This is a genomic window from Nocardia flavorosea (genome assembly GCF_015477805.1).
In the GTDB taxonomy this organism is placed as follows: Bacteria; Actinomycetota; Actinomycetes; order Mycobacteriales; family Mycobacteriaceae; genus Nocardia; species Nocardia flavorosea_A.
Window position 1 is genome coordinate 1,012,941 of sequence record NZ_JADLQL010000001.1, and the last position, 19,148, is coordinate 1,032,088.

Consider the following 19,148-nt stretch of genomic DNA (forward strand, 5'->3'; position numbering starts at 1 on the left):
CGCAGATGAACGCACCGGCATTGCAGGATCTTTTCGGATTGGACGGCCGGGTCGCCGTGGTCACCGGAGCGTCCTCCGGCCTCGGGGCCGGTTTCGCGCGGGCGCTCGCCGCGGCGGGCGCCACCGTCTACGCGGCCGCCCGCCGAGTGGACCGGATACAGGCGCTCGCCGCGGAAGAACCCCGGATCATCCCGGTACGCTGCGATGTCACCGACCCCGGTGACCGCGCCGAATTGGTGGATGGCTGCTACGAGCAGTACGGACGCCTGGACATCCTGGTCAACAACGCGGGCCGGCCCGGACCGCCGAATGCGGAGCAGGAGACCGACGCGGAGTTCCGCGCCATCCTGGACCTCAACCTGCTGTCCGGCTTCCATCTGTCGGCCTGCGCGGCATCCCGGCTGCCCGACGGCGAACGCGCGTCGTATATCAATATCTCCTCCGTGATCGGTCTCGTATCGACCGCACCTATCGGCGGCGCCAGCTATGCCGCCTCCAAGGCCGGAACCCTCGGATTGACTCGCGAACTGGCCGGACAGTGGGGCCGCCGCGGTATCCGGGTGAATGCCGTGGTCCCCGGCTGGTTCGATACCGAGATGACCGATGGCTTGTTCACCAACGACAAATCCGCGGGCTGGGTACGGCGGAACACGATGCTCGGGCGGGGCGGCCGGACCGGTGAAGTGGACGGTGCGGTGGTTTTCCTGGCCTCGGACGCCTCCTCGTATATGACCGGGCAGGCGCTCGTCGTCGACGGCGGCTGGACAGCGCGCTGATGCTGGCCGTACAGCTCACCGCCTGGGGCGCCGAACCAGAACTCCGCGAGATCCCCACTCCCCGGCCGCATGGTGCGGAACTGCTCGTCCGGGTAGCAGCGGCCGGTTTGTGCCGTTCGGACCTCCATGTCATGGATGCGGCCGCGGGCAGTTTCGACTACCCGCTGCCACTCACCCTGGGACACGAGGTGGCCGGAACCGTGGTGGCGGCGGGACCGGACGCCGATCGGGCCTGGCTGGGCGAACAGGTGGTGGTGCACGGTATCTGGAGTTGCGGCGGCTGCCGCAACTGCCTGCGCGGTCGGCAGAACTACTGCCTGCGCCTGCGCCCGCGCGACGGTCGCGGCGCACCCATCGGCAACGGGCTCGGTTATCCGGGCGGACTGGCCGAAGCGATGATCGTTCCGGCGAGCCGCTTCCTGGTGCGGTCGGCCGGGGTCGACCCGGTGCTCTGCGCGCCGCTCGCCGACGCCGGTCTGACCGCCTATCATGCGGTCCGGGAACACCGAGATCTCCTCGACGCACAGAGCGTATGCGTGGTGATCGGCGTCGGCGGCCTGGGTCATCTCGCGCTTCAGGTGCTGCGCGATTTCGGCGTCGGACGTATCGTCGCGGTCGACACCCGCTCGGACGCACGGGATATGGCCCGCGGGCTGGGAGCCGATGCCGTATTCGGCGATATCGGCTCCGCCGCCGCGGCCTTGGGCGAGGGCGCGGACCTGATCCTGGATTTCGCCGGCGCACCGGATACGGTCGCACCGGCCGCCGCCTCGCTGGCGCCCGGTGGGCGATTATCGGTGGTCGGTAGCGCCGGCGGACGTATCGAAGCCGGTAAGGATGTGGGGCTGGCAGCCGGGTGGGGAATCACGGCCCCGTTCTGGGGTCCCCACGCGGATCTGGTGGCAGTGGTCGATATGGCCCGGCGGGGCGCTCTGCACGCCACCGCACAGACCTATCCGCTCACCGCGGCGACCGAGGTCTACCGACAACTGCGGTCGGGGCGGATCACCGGCCGCGCGGTTCTGGTCCCGCCGCCGTGAGCGGCGCAAACCGCCCCACGGCGATCCGGGGGCGGGTAAACAGAGAGCACAGCGGCACGAGGAACGGGTAGATGAAAGCACTTGCGCAGGAGATGCTCGAGCGGGCCCGCCGGACTCCGGCGGAAATCGCCGTGGTCGACGAGCACGGACAACACACCGTGGGCGAGGTCATGGCGACAGCGCATACGCTCGCCGAACGTATCGCGGGCATCGACGGCCGGGGCCCGACGGTGATCATCCAGGCCGACAACACCTGGCGCACGCTCGCCACGGCGCTGGCCGTCGGCCTGCGAGGTGGAGTCGTGGCGGTGTTCAGCCCGCATGCCACCGAATCGGAATTCCGGCTCGCGCTCGAGGATATCGAGCCCGATCTGGTGATCGGCGAGCCCGCGACCCTGAGTCGATGGGATGTGCCCGCGACCGAGTTCCCCGCGACCGCCGCCGCCTTCGGCAACCATCTACTGCGTTCCCGTGGCATACCATTCGGCCCGGTACAGCGGTGGCGTGGCGGCAGCGCCATCGCCATGACCTCCGGCTCCACCGGCCGGCCCAAATGCGTGGTGCAATCCGAGGACGCCATCCGCTACGCCTGCCGCAGCACTATCGACGCAGTCGGGCTGCGCCCGGGCGAATCGGTGGGCGCGTTCGTACCGCTGTCCTCGGTGGCCGCGTTCTGCTTCGGCATGTATCTACCGGCATTACTGGGCGGCACCATGGTCACCATCGGCAGGTGGACTCCGGTGGCCGCGCTCGACGCCGTCGCGGAGCATCGGGTCGCGTGGACGATGCTGGTGCCGACCATGGCCCTGCAACTCTCGGTCACCGGCAACAGCGCCGGGCGGCTGGCCGGTATGCGGGCCATGACCGTGGGCGGTGGGCCGATGAACCAGCGGGCTCTGGCCGACGCCGAGACCAAGCTGGGCACCACCTTCCTGCGGGTCTTCGGAATGTCGGAATGTCTCGGTCATACGACCCCGCGGCTCGATGATCCCCCGGAGATCCGGCTGGGACGCGACGGCCGGCCGTTTCCCGGAACCGTTGTCCGCGCGGTCGACGAATCGGGTGTCCGGCTGCCGGTCGGCGCGATCGGCGACGCGCAGGTGAAAGGGCCTTCGCTGTTCGTCGGCTACGCCCGCGGCGGCGTCCCGATCCAGCCCGAACTCACCGCCGACGGATTCCTGCCCACCGGCGATCTCGTGGAGGTCGCCGCGGACGGGTCCATCCGGGTGATGGGCCGGCAGAAGCAGATCATCATCCGTGGCGGTCGCAATATCGATATCAACGAAATGGAGTCGGCGATCGCGGCGCTACCGGGGATCGTGCAGGTCTGCGTGGTGCCGGTGCCCGACGAACTGCTGGGCGAGCGAGCGGCGGCCCTGGTCGTCGCCGACGGCGGCATGCCGACGCTGGACAGCGTCACCGACCAGCTGGCCGCGGCGGATTTTCCGAAGTTCAAATGGCCGGAATACCTCTTCTCGGTCGCCGACCTGCCGCAGAACCGGGTCGGGAAACTGTCCCGGCCGGACGCGATCGCGCTGGCCATCCGACTCGCCGCAGCTGACTCGAATTCATCTCAGGTCGGGTAGTAGAGTTGACCGATCCACACACAGTCGAATTTTGGGGGCAGGTAACTCATGACCGTTGACACCGGAGCCCGGCGGGAAAGCCCGCGGTCGAAACGCAACAGCATTCTGACGGCCGCCATCGAACAGTTCGGGCGGATCGGTTACGAGCATACGAAATGGGCCTCCATCGCCGACGAGGTCGGCATCGGCCAGACCGCGCTCTACCACTACTTCGAGTCGAAAGCGCACTGTCTGCTCACGATCATGCGCCTGGAGCTGGCCGATTCGGTCGATCGTTTCGTCTCGGCGACCGAGAACGAGACCGATCCCGAGAAAGCCCTGCGCGCCGCGGTGGCCGCCGCCCTGCGCGCCGAACCGATCGATGCACTGCAACGCCGCATTCTGCAGAACCATATGGACCTGCTGGCCCAGCCGCGCCAATCGGAGAAAGAGGAAGCCGAACGGATCCGGTCACGGGAACTGGTTCAGGAGATCGAACAGAACTGGACCGAACTGATCGAGCGGGGTATCGAGGCCGGTGTTTTCACCGGTGGCGATCCCAAGATCCTCGGCCGGATGGTACTGGCCGTGGTGATCAGCGTCTGGCGCTGGTACCGCCCGGACGGCGCACTGACCTTGACCGAGATCACCGAAACCGTCACCGATACCGCGGTACGGATGGTGCGCGCTTGATGAACGCTCCGGCACGATGCCGGACCACCGGTTCCGCACCCCCGGGGCCAGGACACTACGTCTGATCTCCGGGGCGGCGGCAACCGGGCGGTGCCGTCGCCTACCCCACCAACCCGAACAGAATTCAGTTAGGAGATACCGTGTACAACCTCATCGTGCTGGCATCCCGGCCCAGCGATTGGTCGCACGAACAGTTCATCGATTGGTGGCGTGGCGAACACGCCGAGGTGACCTACCCGCTGCCCGGCCTGCTGCGCTGGCAGCACACCGAACTCCTCGACACCTTCGACGACAAATCGGCCGGGTGGGACGGCTTGTCGATCCTCAGCTTCGAATCCCGCGAAGCGCTCGACGTCGCGCTGGCGAGCCCCGAATGGAAAGCCGCCGTCCAGCATGTCGGCGCGATGCGCGGCCGCCGCATGATCTGGTTCGGCGAAGAACAAACCATGGTGGCTTCGGCCGGCAGCGACGAATGAGCACACACTGGGCCGAGCCCGGCTGCTACCCGGTCGCCGACGGTATCCACCGTATTCCACTGCAGCTACCGCAGGACGGACTACGCGCGGTGAACGTCTACGCACTGGAAACCGATACCGGGCTCGCCCTGATCGACGGTGGCTGGCACCGCCCGGACACCTACCGCGAGCTCACCGCCGCACTCGCGCGAATCGGCCGATCCCCCAGCGATATCCACGATGTCCTGGTCACCCATATCCACCGCGACCACTACACCTTCGCGGTGGAGCTGCGGCGCCGCCACGGCTGCCGAGTCCATCTCGGCGCCGGCGAATCCGCCGGGCTGGCAGCGATCCGCGCACTCGGCAACAACGTGCCCACGAGCTCCCTGCGCGAACTACGCCGCGCCGGCGCCACCGGTATCGCGGCGCGTGCCTACGCCGACAGTATCGGCGAACCGTTCGACGTCGCCGACTGGACCGCCCCCGACCGCTGGCTACAGCCCGGGCCGCTCACCCTCGGCGGGTACGAACTCGAAGTTTTCGCCACACCGGGGCACACCAAGGGACACCTGGTCTTTCAGGACCGCGCCCGGCGCCTGCTGTTCACCGGCGACCATCTGCTGCCGACCATCACCCCCTCCATCGGTTTCGAACTGGGCACCTGGGAACTGCCGCTGGACAATTTCCTGAATTCGCTCGCCCTGCTCCGCGACGACGACGATCAGACCATGCTGCCCGCCCACGGTCCCGACGGCGGCAGCGCCGGCCGGCGGGCCCGAGACCTGCTCGAGCATCACGACCGGCGGTTCGCGCAGATCCGGACCGCCGTCGCCGAACTCGCGCCATGCACGGGCCTGGAAGTCGCCCGCGCGCTGACCTGGACGCGCCGGGAGCGCCCCTTCGAGACCCTCGATACGTTCAATCAGATGGTGGCCACCTGCGAAACATTGGCGCACCTCGATGTTCTGGTCGACCGGAATGTACTGAGCACCGAAGCCGACTCCGGCGTAGACATCTTCGCGCCCGCCCGCTGACCGCACTCGGTCCACCCGGCAGTCCCCCGTATCTCGGGGTCGGGCCCCAGCGCCCAGCGGTCCCATTTTCACGATATCGACCGGGGTCCGGATACCCGGCGCGACCCCGGCTCACGTATTCGGTTTCCGCGCCGGCCCTCGCTCAGCGCAACGTCACCGACCCCCGGTGCTCGACCCCACCGTCCGGCGCCACCGGCACCGCACTCGCCACGAATACGATCTGCAGTAGCGCAACTGCACTACAGATTTGCAATGCCGCCTCCGACGTACCCGCCGACCGACGGACCGATGTGCCGAGTCGACGAACGGGATCGCCGTGCCGAACGGATGGAGACCTCGACGGCCGGCCACGGTACCTCGAAGTGGAGACCGGACAGGTGGTTCGACTCGGCAGCTCGGCGCACCGGCGACGGCGTCGCCGCAGGCCCGGCCTGCATATGCCTTATCGCCGGGGGTGCCTCCACCCTCATCCGATGGAGACACCCCCGGCGTCCGCGCTGTCAGGCGCAGGTCCAGCCCCCGTCCACATACAGTTCACTGCCGGTGACGAAGGTCGAGTCGTCCCCGGCCAGGAAAGCCACCGCGGCGGCTACTTCTTCGGCCCGTCCGAGCCGATCCATCGGCGTGTTCGCGAGCATCGCGCGATACCGGTCGGTGCCTTCGTAGCGTTCGAGGAGTTGTTCGGTTTCGATGAAGCCGGGATGTATCGAGTTGACCCGCACCCCTTTCGCCGCCCAGTGCAGGGCGGCGTTCTTCGTCATGGTCCGTACCGCGCCCTTGGCGGCCGCGTAGGCGACGCTGTTACCGAGTCCGCCGACGGTTCCCAGGATCGAGCAGAGATTGACGATCGCCCCGCCCCCGCTCTGCTCGATCAAGGCTCCGGCATGTTTCATTCCCAGCCAAGTGCCGGTCTGGCTCACCTCGATCACCCGGTTGTAGCGGTCGATATCTTCGTCGACCACCGAGGCCAGGCTGCCGATTGCGCCGTTGTTGACCAGGGCGTCCAGTCGGCCGTACCGATCGCGCACCGCGCTGACCGTGGCGCCCCATTCCACCTCCCGGGCGATATCGAGAGGCCGGGTGAGATGGCGGTCCGGCCGGTCCAAGGTGGCGACGAGGTCGGCGCAGGCCGCCTCGCCGAGGTCGGTGACCACGAGCACGGCGCCTTCCGCGGCGAGCCGGCGCACGATCTCCACACCGATACCGCCGGTCGAGCCGGTCACCAGGACCACCTTGCCGGTCAACCGCGACGGACCCGTAGCCATGGCAGGCCTTTCTGTTTCGAGGACTGGGACGCGGACGAGCCGCGGTTCACAACTTGTTCAGCACATTCCGGCCGCCGACGAGCATCGCGACCCCCACACCCGCGGTGGTGACCGCGGTCATCAGCAGCGCCATCGCGGCCACGAGCGGATATGAGCCGTTCTGCCACAGATCGAACAGCAGAGTGCCCATCACCTGCGTGGTCGAAGCGCGCACCAGTAGCGAGGCGGCGAATTCATGCGTCAGCAGGATGAACATCAACGCGACGGCACTGAGGATGGTGGGCCGCATCAACGGCAGCATCACCCGCAGATTCGTCATCAGCGGCGAGGCCCCGCTGGTCGCCGATGCCTCACTGTAGGTGTTGCCGAGCGAAAGCATGGCGGTCATCTGCATCCGGGTCGCGTAGGGCAACATCAGCACGATGTAGACCAGGATGATCACGGTCTGGGTTCCGTACAGGATGAGCGGCGGCTCGGTATAGGTGAGCAGGAAGCCGACACCGAAGATCACCGCCGGAATGCCCAGGGGCAGGGCGGTGATCAAATCGGCGAGCAATGCCATGATCTTGAACTGCCGCCCGCGGACCAGCAGGGTGGCCATCAGGTAGCCCAGTGGTACGCAGATCAGCACGGCGGCCAGTGAGGTCGACACACTGGTGAGCACGGAACTCACGATGGCACTGTCGGCGGCCAGGGTACGGAAGTTGTCCAGGGTGAGCAGGTCCCAGGACAGCGATCCGGACCAGTACGGGGTGAGCGCGACGATGATCAAGCCGATCAGCGGGATGATCAGCGCGAACAGGGCATAGACGATAATGGTCACCGTGGCCCACAGCGAGCGGCCGCCGGCCGGCGCGAAGGATTTGCCACCATGAGTGACGAATCGGGACTGGTTGCCCAGCAGTCCTTTCTGGATCAGCACCAGCACCAGCCCGAAGATCACCAGCGGAGAACCGGCGGCGGCCGCCGCGGCGAAATCCGACGGCGATTCCGAGACCCGGCGATACATTTCGGTGGTCAGCACCTTCACGCCGTAGTTCTGACCGAGCAGCAGCGGGCCCGTGAACTGGCCGAGCCCGAGCAGCAACGCGATACCGCCGCCGTAGATCAGCGACGGCCGCAGCAGCGGCAGGACGACGCGGAAGAACACTCCCACGGTGGAGGATCCGCTGATCTGCGCGGCCTCCAGATGTTCGGCACCGATGTTCTGCATCCCGGCGCTGACGAACAGGTACACGAACGAGGTGAGCCCGAACCCGGTGAGAATGATGATCCACGGCACGGTGTACACATCGATCGGCCCGGAATCCGAACCGCTCCACCAGGGCAGCTTCCGCAACAGCACATTCAGGTAGCCCGGCCCGGGTGAGAGCAGGAACGCCCAGCCCACGATATTGGCGACCGCGGGCATCACGATCGGCAGGATCGGGATGATCCGCAAGAACCCGAACCGTTGCGGCAGCCGGCTCGCCGCGAACGCGAGCAGCGTACCGAGCACCATGGCGATCACCAGCGACCCCAGCGCGAGCGCGACGGTGGTCCGGATGGTTTCGCCGATATCGAAGCGGGTGTACTGCGCCCGGTATCCGCGGGCACCGTCCTCGAAGGCCAGCGACTGCAATCGGATCATCGGCAACACCACGAGGTATGCCAGTACGGCAAGCAGGGCGAAATACCCGAGCCGGGTCCGCCACTGCGCCGGTATCGCGAAGGGACGATTCGCGGCGGCGGTCACGGTGGCCATCAGGCGCGGCCTCCCGTGGTGACGGCGACGGGCGACGGCGCGGCGGTGGTCTCGTCCCCGGGGACCGCGAAAACACGCAGACTCGCCGGGGAGAAGCTCACGACCAGCGGTGCGCCCGGACGGCTACCGCGCAAGGCCGCACTGTGCTGGGCGGCCGGTGCCCGCAGAATCAGCTGTTCACCACCGGTTTCGACGGTGACATCGAAGTACCGTCCGCCGTATTCGTAGGTCACCAGCTCGGCATGCAGCGCGACATTGCCCACCGGGACCTCCTCGGTCCTGGCGTGCAGCAGCACATCGTCGGGCCGCAACCGGGCCACGGCGGCGGTGCGCCGGTCGGCGGAATCACGGACCACACCATGCGCCAGATCGATCGGATCGCCGGCGGCGGTCTCCCAGCCGTCGTGTCCGCGCCGCAGCGACAGTTTGTTGCTCATCCCGATGAAGGCGGCGACATAGTCCGATACCGGATTCTCGAAGACGACTTCGGGAGCGTCGTACTGTTCGATCCGGCCCGCTTTCATGATGGCGAGCCGGTCGCCCAGTGCGAATGCCTCGGACTGATCGTGGGTGACGAATACCGCCGTGAAACCGAGTTTCTGGTGCAGCCGGTGGATCTGGGTACGCACCTGATCACGCAGCCGAGCGTCGAGGTTGCTCAGCGGTTCGTCGAACAGGACCAGATCCGGCCGCGCGACCAGACCACGGGCGACGGCGACCCGCTGCTGCTGCCCGCCGCTGAGCTGCGCCGGATACCGGTCGAGCAACTGCCCGCAATCGACCATCTCGGCGGCGGCCTCCACCGCTCCCCCGGCGACGGCTTCCTTCATTTTCCGCACCTTCAGCGGATAGCGGATATTGTCACGGACGGTCATATGCGGCCACAGCGCGTACGACTGGAAAACCATGCCGATATTGCGCTTGTACGCGGGCACATTCAGCCGGGCGTCGGCATCGAAAACGGACCGCTCCTTGAATGCGATCGTGCCGCCCTGTGGTGTTTCCAGCCCGGCGAGACAACGCAGTGTTGTTGTTTTCCCGCACCCGCTCGGCCCGAGCAGGACCAGGAATTCGCCCTCCTCGATCGTCAGGTCGAGCCGGTCGACCACGACATTGCTGCCATAGGTCTTCGTCAGGCCGGAAACGGTGAATTGCGACGTCATCTCATGCCTTCTGGGTCGATAGTCTGGGAGTGCGTACGCCGGCGGCGGTTCCGCCGTCGACGAGAAGATCGGTGCCGGTGACATAGCTGCTGCCGGCGCCGGCCAGGAATGCGATCACCGCCGCCACTTCGGCGGGTGCGCCCCGGCGCTGCATCGGAATACTGCGGACATATGCCTCGACGTCATCGGCGGCGAATCCGGGCGCCGACGTGATCTCGGTGGTGATGCTGCCGGGACACACCGAATTCACCCGGACACCCTGTCCGGCCAGTTCCAGTGCGGCGACCTTGGTCAGCGCGCGTACACCGAATTTGGCGGCGCCGTAAGCGCCGAGTTCGGCGGTGGCGAGCACACCGCGCAGCGACGAGATGTTCACGACCGACCCACCACCGGTCATCGCCGCCGCCGCTGTTCTCAGCCCGAGGAATGTCGCGACCAGATGCTGGTCGACCATCCGGCGGAAATCGTCGAGCGTGGTCTGCGCCAGGGTCGCCTTCATCGCGGTTCCCGCACTGTTGACCAGCACGTTCATAGGATGCCCCGACTGCTCCATCACATCGGCCACGGCCTGCCAGCCGGCTTCGTCGGTGACGTCGAGGTGGTGGTAGTGGGCGCGGGGGCCCAGCGCCGACGTCCGTTTCCGGCCGGCGATATCGTCGATATCGGTGAGGTAGACCGTCGCGCCCTTCGCGGCAAACAGTTCGGCGGTCGCCCCGCCTATTCCCCCGGACGCCCCGGTCACCAGTACGTGGGTGCCGTGCCAGGGCTCGGCCGTATCGTCCATACCTGTCCTTCGTCGATGGTTCCGGTAACGGTGGAGCGGGATCAGCTCTGGAAGCGCCGGGCCCATTCCTGGGAGTACTGCGCGACCTTGTCCGGCGTCAGATCACGGGTATCGGGTGCAGCGATATCCTGGGCCTGCACCACGGCGCCCGGGATATCGGGCAGCGCCGCGGCGTAGCCGTCGTTCAGCGCCGTCTGCCCTTCGCGAGTTGCCAGGAAGTCGACCAGTACCTGGGCGGCATTCGGGTGCGGCGCCACACTCACCGCGTGGCTGTACCAGGGTGTCCCCCACGGCTTCGCCGGGAGGGCCCAGTCGACCGGGGCGCCCGCGGCCACCTCGGTCACCAGCGGCTGGACCGAAGGGGTCACCACGATCTCGCCCGAGGTGAGAGCCTGTGCGATACCGAGCGCACTCGGATATACCCGCGGTTCCAGCTCGGCCATCCGCTCCCAGTAGTCGGCGCCATAGGTATCGGCGTAGTAGCGGTAGAGATCGACATACGAGGCGATGCCGGTCGGGTTGACGATGCCGATCTTGCCGGTGTATTTCGGGTCGAGGATGTCATCCGGGGCGGTCAGGCCATCCGGCACCGCCCGGGTATTCCAGCCCAGCGCGAAGACGGCCGCGCTGCTGAGCGCGAAGCGGTTCTCCAGCACACTGGTCCGCGGCCGGTATTCCGGCGCCCGCAGACTCGGGCCGACCAGTTCGGTCGAATAGTTGCCGGATTGGGCCGCGTTGGTGATCCAGGTGGCGTCGGTGAGCATATGGACATCCGCGGTCCCGCGACCGGTCCGGTTCTCGGTTTCCACCCGGGGATTGATATCGGCGTCCGTGCCTCGCACGAATTCCAGGTCGATACGCGGATACTCCGTCTCGAACGCCTCCTCGAGCCGCTCGAGATTGGCCGGTTTCTGGCTCGAATAGAGCAGGACGCTGCCTTCGTTCTCGGCGGCGGCGACCACGTCGTCCCAGGTGCCCGATACCGGTGCCGTCGTTCCCGGACCCGTCCCACAGGCAGTGAGGACGGAGGTGACGGCGAGAGCCGCGACGGCCGCCGTGACCTGTAACAGCAACTTCATAGTGCGAATACCCACATCCCGCAGAACTGAACTGATGTCAGTTTGAAACTATGCCATACCCATTGTGGTGTCAATCACCTTGTGGCAATAATATGAAGTGAATCCAGTTCAAGGAGGAACTTTGGTCTCCCCTCTCCTGTCGTCCCCGTTCCGGATAGGCGGTCTCGAGCTGCGTAATCGCCTGGTAGCGACCGCGCACGGCTCCGGTGTGGTCAGTGCCGGCGCCGCCCAGCCGGGCGATGACGACTACTGGCGACGGTGCGCCGCCGGGGGTGCGGCCATGGTGATCGCGGGCGGAACGGTCGTCGCCTCCGACTCCGGCAACCGGACAGGAAACATCACCGACGCCTCGCTGCCCGATGCGGTTCCCGGGCTGAGGCGGCGCGCCCGGGCGATCACCGAGGGCGGCGCCGTACCGGTCTGCCAGCTCGTACACCTCGGACGCGAAACCCTGGGCGCCGAGATCTGGGAGCATCCGGTAGCACCGTCGGCCGTCCGGTCCCCACGCGAGCCGGTCCGCGCGCGAGTAATGTCGGATGCCGATATCGACCGGGTGATCGCCGATTTCGTCCGCAGTTCCCGCCACGCCACCGCAGCGGGTTTCGCCGCCGTGGAGTTGCACGCCGCCCACGGATACCTGCTGGCGCAGTTCCTCTCCCCGGTCACGAACATCCGGGCCGATGCCGTCACTCCCGCCGGCCGGGCCGCGATCCTGCACCGGCTGCACGCCGAAATCACCGCGGCCTGTCCCGGTGTCGCCGTCGGCGTGCGGGTTTCGGTGGACGGCGCCGAGGAAGCGGGTCTGGACGCCGACGGCCTGTGCGAACTACTGCCCCTGCTGGACATGTTCGACTACCTCAACATCACGGCGGGCGTGCGCACTACCTACGTCCGCGATATGGCGACCACCCAGCCTCCGCTGCTGCCCCTGCTGGGCCGGCTGCGGACTGCGACCACCCGCCCGTTGCTGGTTTCCCAGGCGTTCCGGTCGCGACCGGAGATCGAAGGGGCCCTCGCCGCCGGCGCGGACCTGGCCGGCATGGCGCGGCCTTTCGTCGCCGACCCCGAGTTCGCGGCGAAACTGCTGCGCGGCAACGACTCCCGCATCCGGCCGTGTGTATCGTGCAATGAGGACTGCCGTTCGTTCACCCCGGTACTGCTGTGCACGGTGAATCCCACCCTGGCGCCGCCCGGTCACTCGGCACGCCCGGCGCGACCCGTACAGTTCGGCCGGCCGCACAACACAACCGGGCGGGTCGTCGTCGCCGTCGTCGGTGCCGGACCGGCGGGCCTGGAGGCCGCTCTCCGGTTGGCGTCGTCGCACGAGGTCACCCTCTTCGACGCGGACCCCTGGATCGGCGGCCAACTCCGGATCGCCGCGCAGGCACCGAATCGGACGGGCTGGTCGGCACTGCTGCGCTACTACCAGGACAACCTGGGCGGCGTCCGGACCGAACTCGGACACCGGGTGTCTCCGGCAGATCTCACCGATTTCGACGAGATCATCGTGGCAACCGGAGCCACCGAAGCCGGCACGCCCGGCGCCGTGACGACCACCTCGGTCCTGACCGATCCCCGGCAGATCCGGCCCGGTTCCCGCGTGGTGGTGGTCGACGACGGCTTCGGCTACTGGCCCGCACTCGGCGCCGTGGAGGCCGCGCTGACCGGTGGGGCCGGGCAGGTCACGGTGCTCACCCCCGGTCCCGCGATCGCGGCGGGTATCCCGGCCGAGAGCCGGGTGCAACTGCTGCGGCGGTTGGCGGGACGCCCGGTCGATTTCATCGTCCAGGCCGGATCGGTCGAGGTGAGCGGCGCGGGACCCGACGTCGTGGTGGGCTACCGCACCCTGCTGTCCGGGGAGTCGCGGGAGCTGACCTGCGCTCGGGTCGTGGTCGCCGGGGAACGGATCGCCACCGAGTGGCGCGCCTTCCCCGACCGACTGCCGCAGGCGAGAGTGCAGATCATCGGTGACGCACTCGTCCCCCGGCGGGTATCGCATGCCGTCGCCGAGGGGTACGCGGCCGCGGAAACGATTATCGGCGGCGTGCGGCCGGTGCCGGCGGACGCCGGGTGACAGCGCCCCAGAGAACTGCGCCGGTACCGGCGTGACCGGCGAGCGGCCGGACCGGGATGTCTCGGCCCGGCCCGTAGCCACGGAAAAGGATGAGGTACATATGCGGAAAACCCTTCGAACGAAGGCTGCCGGAACGGCAGCAGTGCTGGCTGCGATCACGTTGACGCTGGCCGGATGTGGTGGTGCCACCGCGGTCTCCCGGCCGGTATCGGGATCCTGGGACGAGGTGGTGGCAGCGGCCAACGAAGAAGGCGCCGTCACGATCTACTCCACCCAGGCGCAACCGGTACTGGCGGATCTGGAGAAAGCCTTCGAAACGGCCTACCCCGGTATCGATCTGAGTGTGGTCCGGGGCGTGGACGCCGATCTGCTCTCCCGGATCGACGCCGAGGCCCGTACCGGCAAGGGCGCCGGGGATATCGCGGTCATCACCGATGTCGCCTGGATGCAGGCGGCAGCAGATACCGACCACGCCGTCGAGGTGATCGGTCCCGCGTTCGACGCGCCCGACTACCGGCGCGCCGACAGCCTCGTCGACGGGAAGTTCTTCCTCGAGGGCGCGGTGGTCCTCGGCTTCGGGTGGAACACCGGCGCATACCCGAAGGGCATCCGGTCGGCCGAAGACCTGCTCGATCCCGTACTGAAAGGCAAGATCGGCATCGTCACACCGGCCACCTCGCCGACCTACATCGACTACTACGACCACATCGAGGAGCATTACGGCGGCCGCGAATTCCTCGAGAAGCTCGCACAGGACGAACCCCGCATCTACCCGAGCTCACAACCACTCGGCCAGGCACTGGCCTCGGGCGAGATCGTTGCCGCGCTGATGTGCAATCCGATGCTGCCGGAGCGTGCCGCGGGCGCTCCCGTGGATTGGACCGCCGGCCCACACGTCTGGGGCGCACGCTGGTACGGGCTCGCGCTCGGTTCCGCGCCCCACCCCAATGCAGCGCAGGTACTCGCCGATTTCATGGTGAGCCGGCCGGGCCAGGAGGCGACGTCGCCGGGTTACGGGTCGGTCCTGCCCGGTATCGAGGGAGCGCTGGCGGTGGCGCAGGACGTTCCGGACCAGAACCTCGAGGTGACCATCGGCGAAGGAGCCGAAAAGTACCGCAACGACTGGGAGGACATCTTCCAGTGAGCGCCGCAACACCAACAGCACAGGAGGAACCGGCCGTGCCTGCACAGCAGTTCACCGGAAAGGTGGCGCTGGTGACCGGCGCCGGATCGGGGATCGGCGCTGCCACCGCACGACTGTTCGCCCAGCGCGGCGCGGCGGCGGTCCACCTCTGCGATATCGACCGGCAGGCCGCCGCCGGGGTGGCGGCGGATATCGCCGGCGGAGTACCGGTGGAACTGGACGTGGCCGATTCGGCTCAGGTCGACCGGGCATTCGCCACCGTGCTGGCCCGGCACCGGCGCGTCGATATCGTCGTCCACGCGGCCGGTGTCGACGATCCGCGCAGTAAACAGCGCATCTACGCGGCCGCCGAACAGAACCGGCCGCCGGATGTGCTGGCCCACCTCGAGGACGCCGACTGGCGGCGTATTCTCTCGATCAATCTGGACGGCACCTTCCATGTCCTGCGCGCTGCGGTCCGCACGATGAAGGAAACCGGTGGCGGTGCGATCGTCACTGTGGGTTCGTCCGCCGCATTCGACACCTTGGCCGGCTATCCGCACTACGCGGCGTCCAAGGCGGGTGTGCATGCGCTCAGCCAGTCGGTGGCGAAAGAGGTGGCGCATCTCGGAATCCGAGTGAACACCGTCGCGCCGGGACCGGTCGATACCGGGATGGCCCGCCGTACGCCGCCGCACCTGCGGGCGGCCATGACCGAAGGCGCCGCGCGCGGTTACGCCACCGCCGAGGAACTGGCCGACAACATCCTGTATCTCGCCGCACCGTCGGCCGCCAACGTGGTAGGCGCAGTGCTGTTGAGCAACGGCGGCCGGTTCACCGTCTGACCGCCGGATCGAGCAACGAGGAGCAAGTATGCAGAGGATCGAAACCGACGTCCTGGTGATCGGCGCGGGTATGGCGGGCCTCACCGCCGCGGCCCGTTCGCTCGACCGCGGCGCGTCGGTCGTGGTGGTCGAGAAAGCCGAAACCGTCGGGGGCTCGGCGCGCTTCGCCGGCTACGCCTGGACCGCGCCCGACCGCTCGGTGATGGAGGGGGTGAATCCGGACGGCGATCCGGCGCTGCGCACCGCACTGGTCGACGGATTCGCCGACGGGATCGCCTGGATCCGGGCGCTCGGCGTGTACTGCGCCGACGCGGTGCCGATCCTGCGTTACGGCCGGGGCCACCAATTCGACACCAACCAGTACCTCGACGAATGCCGCCGCCGGGTAACCACCGGCGGGCAACTGTTCACCGGGACCGAGACGTCGGCCCTGCGCACCGAGGACGGCGCGGTGACCGGTGCCCGAATACGCCGGCCCGACGGCACGGAAATCGAGATAATCAGCGGCGCGGTCGTTCTGGCGACCGGGGGTTTCCAGGCCGATAGCGCGCTCGTCGCCGAGCACATCCATCCCCGCGCCGCCGAGATGCAGGTGCGTGCCAATCCGGTGAGCGCGGGCGACGGTCTGCGCCTGGCCGAAAGCGTGGGCGCCGCGACCGGGAACACGCGCTCGGGCTTCTACGGGCACCTGGTGCCGACGCATGTCCCGTTCCGCGATCCCGCCGATTTCGTGGCGCTGTCGCTGTACTACAGCGAGCACGCACTGCTGTTCAACCTCGGCAACCGGCGATTCACCGACGAAACCCAGGGGGATCACCTCACTGCGATGCATCTTCTCGAACAGCCGGAATCTCGCGGACTACTGGTTGCCGACGAACGGGTGTACCGGGAGTGGGTACTCGGCAGCTACGTCGAGGGGGCGATCGCGGTGGACAAGTTCGAGCTCACCCAGCGTCGCGGTGGCCGCTGCGGTATCGCGGAGACCCTGGCGGATTTCGCCTATCTGCCGCCGGAGTGGGGATACGACGGGGCGGCCGTCGCCGAGCAGATCAGGCAGGTCAACGCCGCCGGTGCCGATATCCGGCCCACCCGGGCCCACGACACCCGACCGCTGGACGCCGGCCCGTACTACATCATCGAAACCTGCCCCGCGCTGACGTTCCCGTTCCACGGCATCCGGATCGACGCCACCGCACGAGTCCTGTCCGCGGCGGGCGGCACGATACCGGGGCTTTTCGCCGCGGGTTCCGATACCGGCGGTCTCTACCACTACGCCTACGCCGGTGGGATCGCCCCCGCACTCGTCTTCGGTCTGGCCGCCGCCGATGCCGCGACCGGGCACCCGCGGGCCGTTCCAGGCGTACCCGCGGCGAATATCGGGTAGCCACATAATGCGCTGGGCCGCCGATGAGGGGCGGTCCAGCGCGGGTCCCTCGCCGATCGTCGATCGGCGAGGGGCGGGTGGGATCACCTTCCGCGGACCGCCGCGCGGAAACCGGCTCGATGACCTGATCCCGGCCACCGCGGCACTATTCTGCTCGGATGACGGAAACTCCCCGGTCACCCGGCCGCACCGGCGCCGCCGATATCGCGGCCGATATCGAGCGGGTCCACGATCTACTCGCGACTTGGCTGGGTTCGGCCGCGTCGCCGCGGGTTCTGGATACTTTCGCCGCCGCCCACGACGAGGACTTCTCGATGGTCACGGCCGCGGGAACGGTGGTCCGCAAACGCGAACTACTGTCCGGCCTGCACCGGGCACGAAACAGCCGGCCCGGGCTGGTGATCGAGATATCCGACATCGAAACTCTGTCCGAGACAGGCGATACCACCGTGGTCCGCTTCGTCGAATGCCAGCGTGACGGTGGCGGGCAGGAGTACCGCCGGACGACCGCGGTGGTCCGGGTGGGTCCGGAGCAGTCGTGCCGTTGGCTGGCCCTCCAGGAGACGACGGTGACCGCGGACGAGCATCTCCGGTAGGAACCGGGAGGCATTCGAGTACTGCTGCCGCGCAGTGGACGATTCCCTCCTTCCGGAAACGAGCAGGGCGCCGGCGCGTCGAGAGCCCAGGGGGTGGGGAGCCTGGACCGAACCGGTGAAGATCGCGAAATGGTGGGGCCGGCCGATTTCCACAGCACCGTCAACGTGCGGGACGGCGGGCGATTCGATGTGGTAGTGCTCGGCCGGACGGCACCGGCCAGGGCTCAGTCGATCGGATCGCGCGCGATCGGGCAGGTCATACAGTGACCGCCGCCGCGACCTCGGCCCAGCTCGGCGCCGACGATCGTGATCACCTCGACCCCGGCCCGGCGCAGTGCGGCATTGGTCTGGGTGTTGCGGTCGTAGGTGAACACCACACCGGGGGCGAGTGCGACCGCATTGTTACCGGAGTCCCACTGCTGGCGCTCGGAGGCGTACATATCACCGGCGGTTTCGACGACCCGCAGCGCCGGGAAGCCGAGCTCCCGCGCGACGACGTCGACGAACGGTGTCCCCTGTTCGTCGGTGATGTCCACACCCGGCGCCTTGTCGGCGGGCCGGAGGGTGAACGGATGGATACCGTCGACGATCCGGGGATGGACGGTCACCAGGTCGCGGTCGGCGAAGGTGAACACGGTATCCAGGTGCATCGCGGCACGGAGTTTGGGCATACCCGCCACGACGACGGTATCGGCGGCCTGCGCGTCGAACAATGCCTTCGCGAACTGGGTGATCGCCTGGCGGGATGTCCGTTCGCTCATTCCCACCAGCACCGTGCGGTTACCGACCGGCATGACATCTCCGCCTTCCAGTGTGGCCTGGCCCCAATCCTGTTCGGGGTCACCCCACCACACGGTCGAATCCGAGTAGCCGGGGTGGAACCGGTAGATGGCCTTCATCAGCAGTGTTTCGTCGTGGCGGGCGGGCCAGTACAGCGGATTGAGGGTGAGGCCGCCGTAGACCCAGCAGGTGGTGTCGCGGGTGTACAGGGTGTTGGGCAGGGGCGGCATCAGATACTCGGGGGTGCCGAGGGATTCGCGGGCCAGCGCGAGGTAGGGGGTGCGGTAGTCGGCGGGCAGATCCGTGGTCGACAGACCACCGATGAGCAAGCGGGACAACTCGCGCGGGCTCAGGGAATCGAGATAGGCCCGAGTGGCATCGAGCAGCCCCAGCCCGACCCGGTTCGCGATGATCTTGCGATCCAGCAGCCAGGTACGGGCCTCGGGAACGGCCATGGTTTCGGCCAGCAGATCGTGTAGTTCGACGACTTCCACCCCGCGATCGGTGAGTTCGCCGACGAAATCCGAGTGGTCGCGCTGGGCGGCCTCGACCCACATCACATCGTCGAAGAGCAGTTCGTCGGAGTTGGTCGGGGTCAGCCGTTCGTGTGCCAGGCCGGGCGAGCAGACGAGGACTTTGCGCAACTGGCCGACCTCCGAATGGACGCCGTGCCGGATGGGTATGGAGTTCACGGTCATTGCGCTACCTTCCGTCGTCTGAACCGGGGTTCTGGGCAAGCGGATGC

General features: G+C 67.8%; 17 protein-coding genes. 11 read left to right on the plus strand and 6 right to left on the minus strand.

What is annotated here, in order from left to right:
* Positions 1-5: 5 nt before the first annotated feature.
* The 6 genes from IU448_RS04535 (at position 6) to IU448_RS04560 (ending at position 5,566) form a co-directional block, all read left to right on the plus strand.
* Positions 6-776: an SDR family NAD(P)-dependent oxidoreductase gene (locus tag IU448_RS04535; protein ID WP_195054198.1), complete on the plus strand. Its 771-nt coding sequence runs from the start codon at positions 6-8 to the stop codon at positions 774-776.
* Positions 776-1,816, plus strand: a complete 1,041-nt coding sequence (locus IU448_RS04540; protein WP_195054199.1) for an NAD(P)-dependent alcohol dehydrogenase — start codon at positions 776-778, stop codon at positions 1,814-1,816. Before IU448_RS04535 ends, IU448_RS04540 begins: the two co-directional genes overlap by 1 nt.
* A 71-nt stretch (positions 1,817-1,887) precedes the next feature.
* Positions 1,888-3,402, plus strand: coding sequence for a class I adenylate-forming enzyme family protein (locus IU448_RS04545; RefSeq protein WP_195054200.1), 1,515 nt, complete (start codon positions 1,888-1,890; stop codon positions 3,400-3,402).
* Between the two features lie 48 nt (positions 3,403-3,450).
* Positions 3,451-4,074 (plus strand): TetR/AcrR family transcriptional regulator, encoded by a 624-nt coding sequence (locus IU448_RS04550; RefSeq protein ID WP_195054201.1) that lies wholly within the window; start codon positions 3,451-3,453, stop codon positions 4,072-4,074.
* 140 nt (positions 4,075-4,214) lie between these two features.
* Entirely contained in the window at positions 4,215-4,550 is a 336-nt protein-coding gene (locus IU448_RS04555) for an EthD domain-containing protein (RefSeq protein ID WP_195054202.1), read from the plus strand.
* Positions 4,547-5,566 (plus strand): MBL fold metallo-hydrolase, encoded by a 1,020-nt coding sequence (locus IU448_RS04560; RefSeq protein ID WP_195054203.1) that lies wholly within the window; start codon positions 4,547-4,549, stop codon positions 5,564-5,566. The genes IU448_RS04555 and IU448_RS04560 overlap by 4 nt, the downstream gene beginning before the upstream one ends.
* A 500-nt stretch (positions 5,567-6,066) precedes the next feature.
* Here the strand turns inward: IU448_RS04560 and IU448_RS04565 are convergent, their stop codons facing one another.
* Genes IU448_RS04565 through IU448_RS04585 form a run of 5 tightly spaced genes read right to left on the minus strand, consistent with a single transcriptional unit; the run spans position 6,067 to position 11,601 of the window.
* Positions 6,067-6,831: an SDR family NAD(P)-dependent oxidoreductase gene (locus IU448_RS04565; RefSeq protein WP_195054204.1), complete on the minus strand. Its 765-nt coding sequence runs from the start codon at positions 6,829-6,831 to the stop codon at positions 6,067-6,069.
* A 46-nt stretch (positions 6,832-6,877) separates the two neighbouring features.
* On the minus strand, positions 6,878-8,575 hold the full coding sequence (locus tag IU448_RS04570; protein ID WP_195054205.1) for an ABC transporter permease: 1,698 nt from the start codon (positions 8,573-8,575) through the stop codon (positions 6,878-6,880).
* Positions 8,575-9,738, minus strand: a complete 1,164-nt coding sequence (locus IU448_RS04575; protein WP_195054206.1) for an ABC transporter ATP-binding protein — start codon at positions 9,736-9,738, stop codon at positions 8,575-8,577. The genes IU448_RS04570 and IU448_RS04575 overlap by 1 nt, the downstream gene beginning before the upstream one ends.
* Before the next feature lies 1 nt (position 9,739).
* On the minus strand, positions 9,740-10,522 hold the full coding sequence (locus tag IU448_RS04580; RefSeq protein ID WP_195054207.1) for an SDR family NAD(P)-dependent oxidoreductase: 783 nt from the start codon (positions 10,520-10,522) through the stop codon (positions 9,740-9,742).
* Between the two features lie 41 nt (positions 10,523-10,563).
* On the minus strand, positions 10,564-11,601 hold the full coding sequence (locus IU448_RS04585; protein WP_195054208.1) for an ABC transporter substrate-binding protein: 1,038 nt from the start codon (positions 11,599-11,601) through the stop codon (positions 10,564-10,566).
* 121 nt (positions 11,602-11,722) lie between these two features.
* On the opposite strand from IU448_RS04585, the gene IU448_RS04590 reads away from it, so the two are divergent.
* The 5 genes from IU448_RS04590 to IU448_RS04610 all read left to right on the plus strand — a co-directional run bounded on the left by IU448_RS04590 (position 11,723) and on the right by IU448_RS04610 (position 17,623).
* Complete coding sequence (locus IU448_RS04590; RefSeq protein ID WP_195054209.1) at positions 11,723-13,675, plus strand: FAD-dependent oxidoreductase; 1,953 nt, start codon at positions 11,723-11,725, stop codon at positions 13,673-13,675.
* A gap of 100 nt (positions 13,676-13,775) precedes the next feature.
* Entirely contained in the window at positions 13,776-14,819 is a 1,044-nt protein-coding gene (locus IU448_RS04595; RefSeq protein ID WP_195054210.1) for an ABC transporter substrate-binding protein, read from the plus strand.
* 35 nt (positions 14,820-14,854) lie between these two features.
* Positions 14,855-15,643, plus strand: a complete 789-nt coding sequence (locus IU448_RS04600; RefSeq protein WP_195054211.1) for an SDR family NAD(P)-dependent oxidoreductase — start codon at positions 14,855-14,857, stop codon at positions 15,641-15,643.
* Positions 15,644-15,671: 28 nt separating this feature from the next.
* The gene (locus IU448_RS04605; protein WP_195054212.1) at positions 15,672-17,027 is read left to right on the plus strand and encodes an FAD-binding protein; all 1,356 of its coding nucleotides are present in this window, start codon (positions 15,672-15,674) and stop codon (positions 17,025-17,027) included.
* A 158-nt stretch (positions 17,028-17,185) separates the two neighbouring features.
* Complete coding sequence (locus IU448_RS04610) at positions 17,186-17,623, plus strand: DUF4440 domain-containing protein (RefSeq protein WP_195054213.1); 438 nt, start codon at positions 17,186-17,188, stop codon at positions 17,621-17,623.
* A 224-nt stretch (positions 17,624-17,847) separates the two neighbouring features.
* On the opposite strand, the gene IU448_RS04615 is transcribed toward IU448_RS04610, so the two are convergent.
* Positions 17,848-19,101: an arginine deiminase gene (locus IU448_RS04615; protein ID WP_195054214.1), complete on the minus strand. Its 1,254-nt coding sequence runs from the start codon at positions 19,099-19,101 to the stop codon at positions 17,848-17,850.
* Positions 19,102-19,148 lie beyond the last annotated feature (47 nt).

What these genes read in the sequence shown, in the direction of transcription:
- IU448_RS04535 (WP_195054198.1), top strand. Translation starts at nt 6, where the DNA reads ATGAACGCACCGGCATTGCAGGATCTTTTCGGATTGGACGGCCGGGTC.
- IU448_RS04540 (WP_195054199.1), top strand. Translation starts at nt 776, where the DNA reads ATGCTGGCCGTACAGCTCACCGCCTGGGGCGCCGAACCAGAACTCCGC.
- IU448_RS04545 (WP_195054200.1), top strand. Translation starts at nt 1,888, where the DNA reads ATGAAAGCACTTGCGCAGGAGATGCTCGAGCGGGCCCGCCGGACTCCG.
- IU448_RS04550 (WP_195054201.1), top strand. Translation starts at nt 3,451, where the DNA reads ATGACCGTTGACACCGGAGCCCGGCGGGAAAGCCCGCGGTCGAAACGC.
- IU448_RS04560 (WP_195054203.1), top strand. Translation starts at nt 4,547, where the DNA reads ATGAGCACACACTGGGCCGAGCCCGGCTGCTACCCGGTCGCCGACGGT.
- IU448_RS04565 (WP_195054204.1), bottom strand. Translation starts at nt 6,831, where the DNA reads ATGGCTACGGGTCCGTCGCGGTTGACCGGCAAGGTGGTCCTGGTGACC.
- IU448_RS04570 (WP_195054205.1), bottom strand. Translation starts at nt 8,575, where the DNA reads ATGGCCACCGTGACCGCCGCCGCGAATCGTCCCTTCGCGATACCGGCG.
- IU448_RS04575 (WP_195054206.1), bottom strand. Translation starts at nt 9,738, where the DNA reads ATGACGTCGCAATTCACCGTTTCCGGCCTGACGAAGACCTATGGCAGC.
- IU448_RS04580 (WP_195054207.1), bottom strand. Translation starts at nt 10,522, where the DNA reads ATGGACGATACGGCCGAGCCCTGGCACGGCACCCACGTACTGGTGACC.
- IU448_RS04585 (WP_195054208.1), bottom strand. Translation starts at nt 11,601, where the DNA reads ATGAAGTTGCTGTTACAGGTCACGGCGGCCGTCGCGGCTCTCGCCGTC.
- IU448_RS04595 (WP_195054210.1), top strand. Translation starts at nt 13,776, where the DNA reads ATGCGGAAAACCCTTCGAACGAAGGCTGCCGGAACGGCAGCAGTGCTG.
- IU448_RS04605 (WP_195054212.1), top strand. Translation starts at nt 15,672, where the DNA reads ATGCAGAGGATCGAAACCGACGTCCTGGTGATCGGCGCGGGTATGGCG.
- IU448_RS04610 (WP_195054213.1), top strand. Translation starts at nt 17,186, where the DNA reads ATGACGGAAACTCCCCGGTCACCCGGCCGCACCGGCGCCGCCGATATC.
- IU448_RS04615 (WP_195054214.1), bottom strand. Translation starts at nt 19,101, where the DNA reads ATGACCGTGAACTCCATACCCATCCGGCACGGCGTCCATTCGGAGGTC.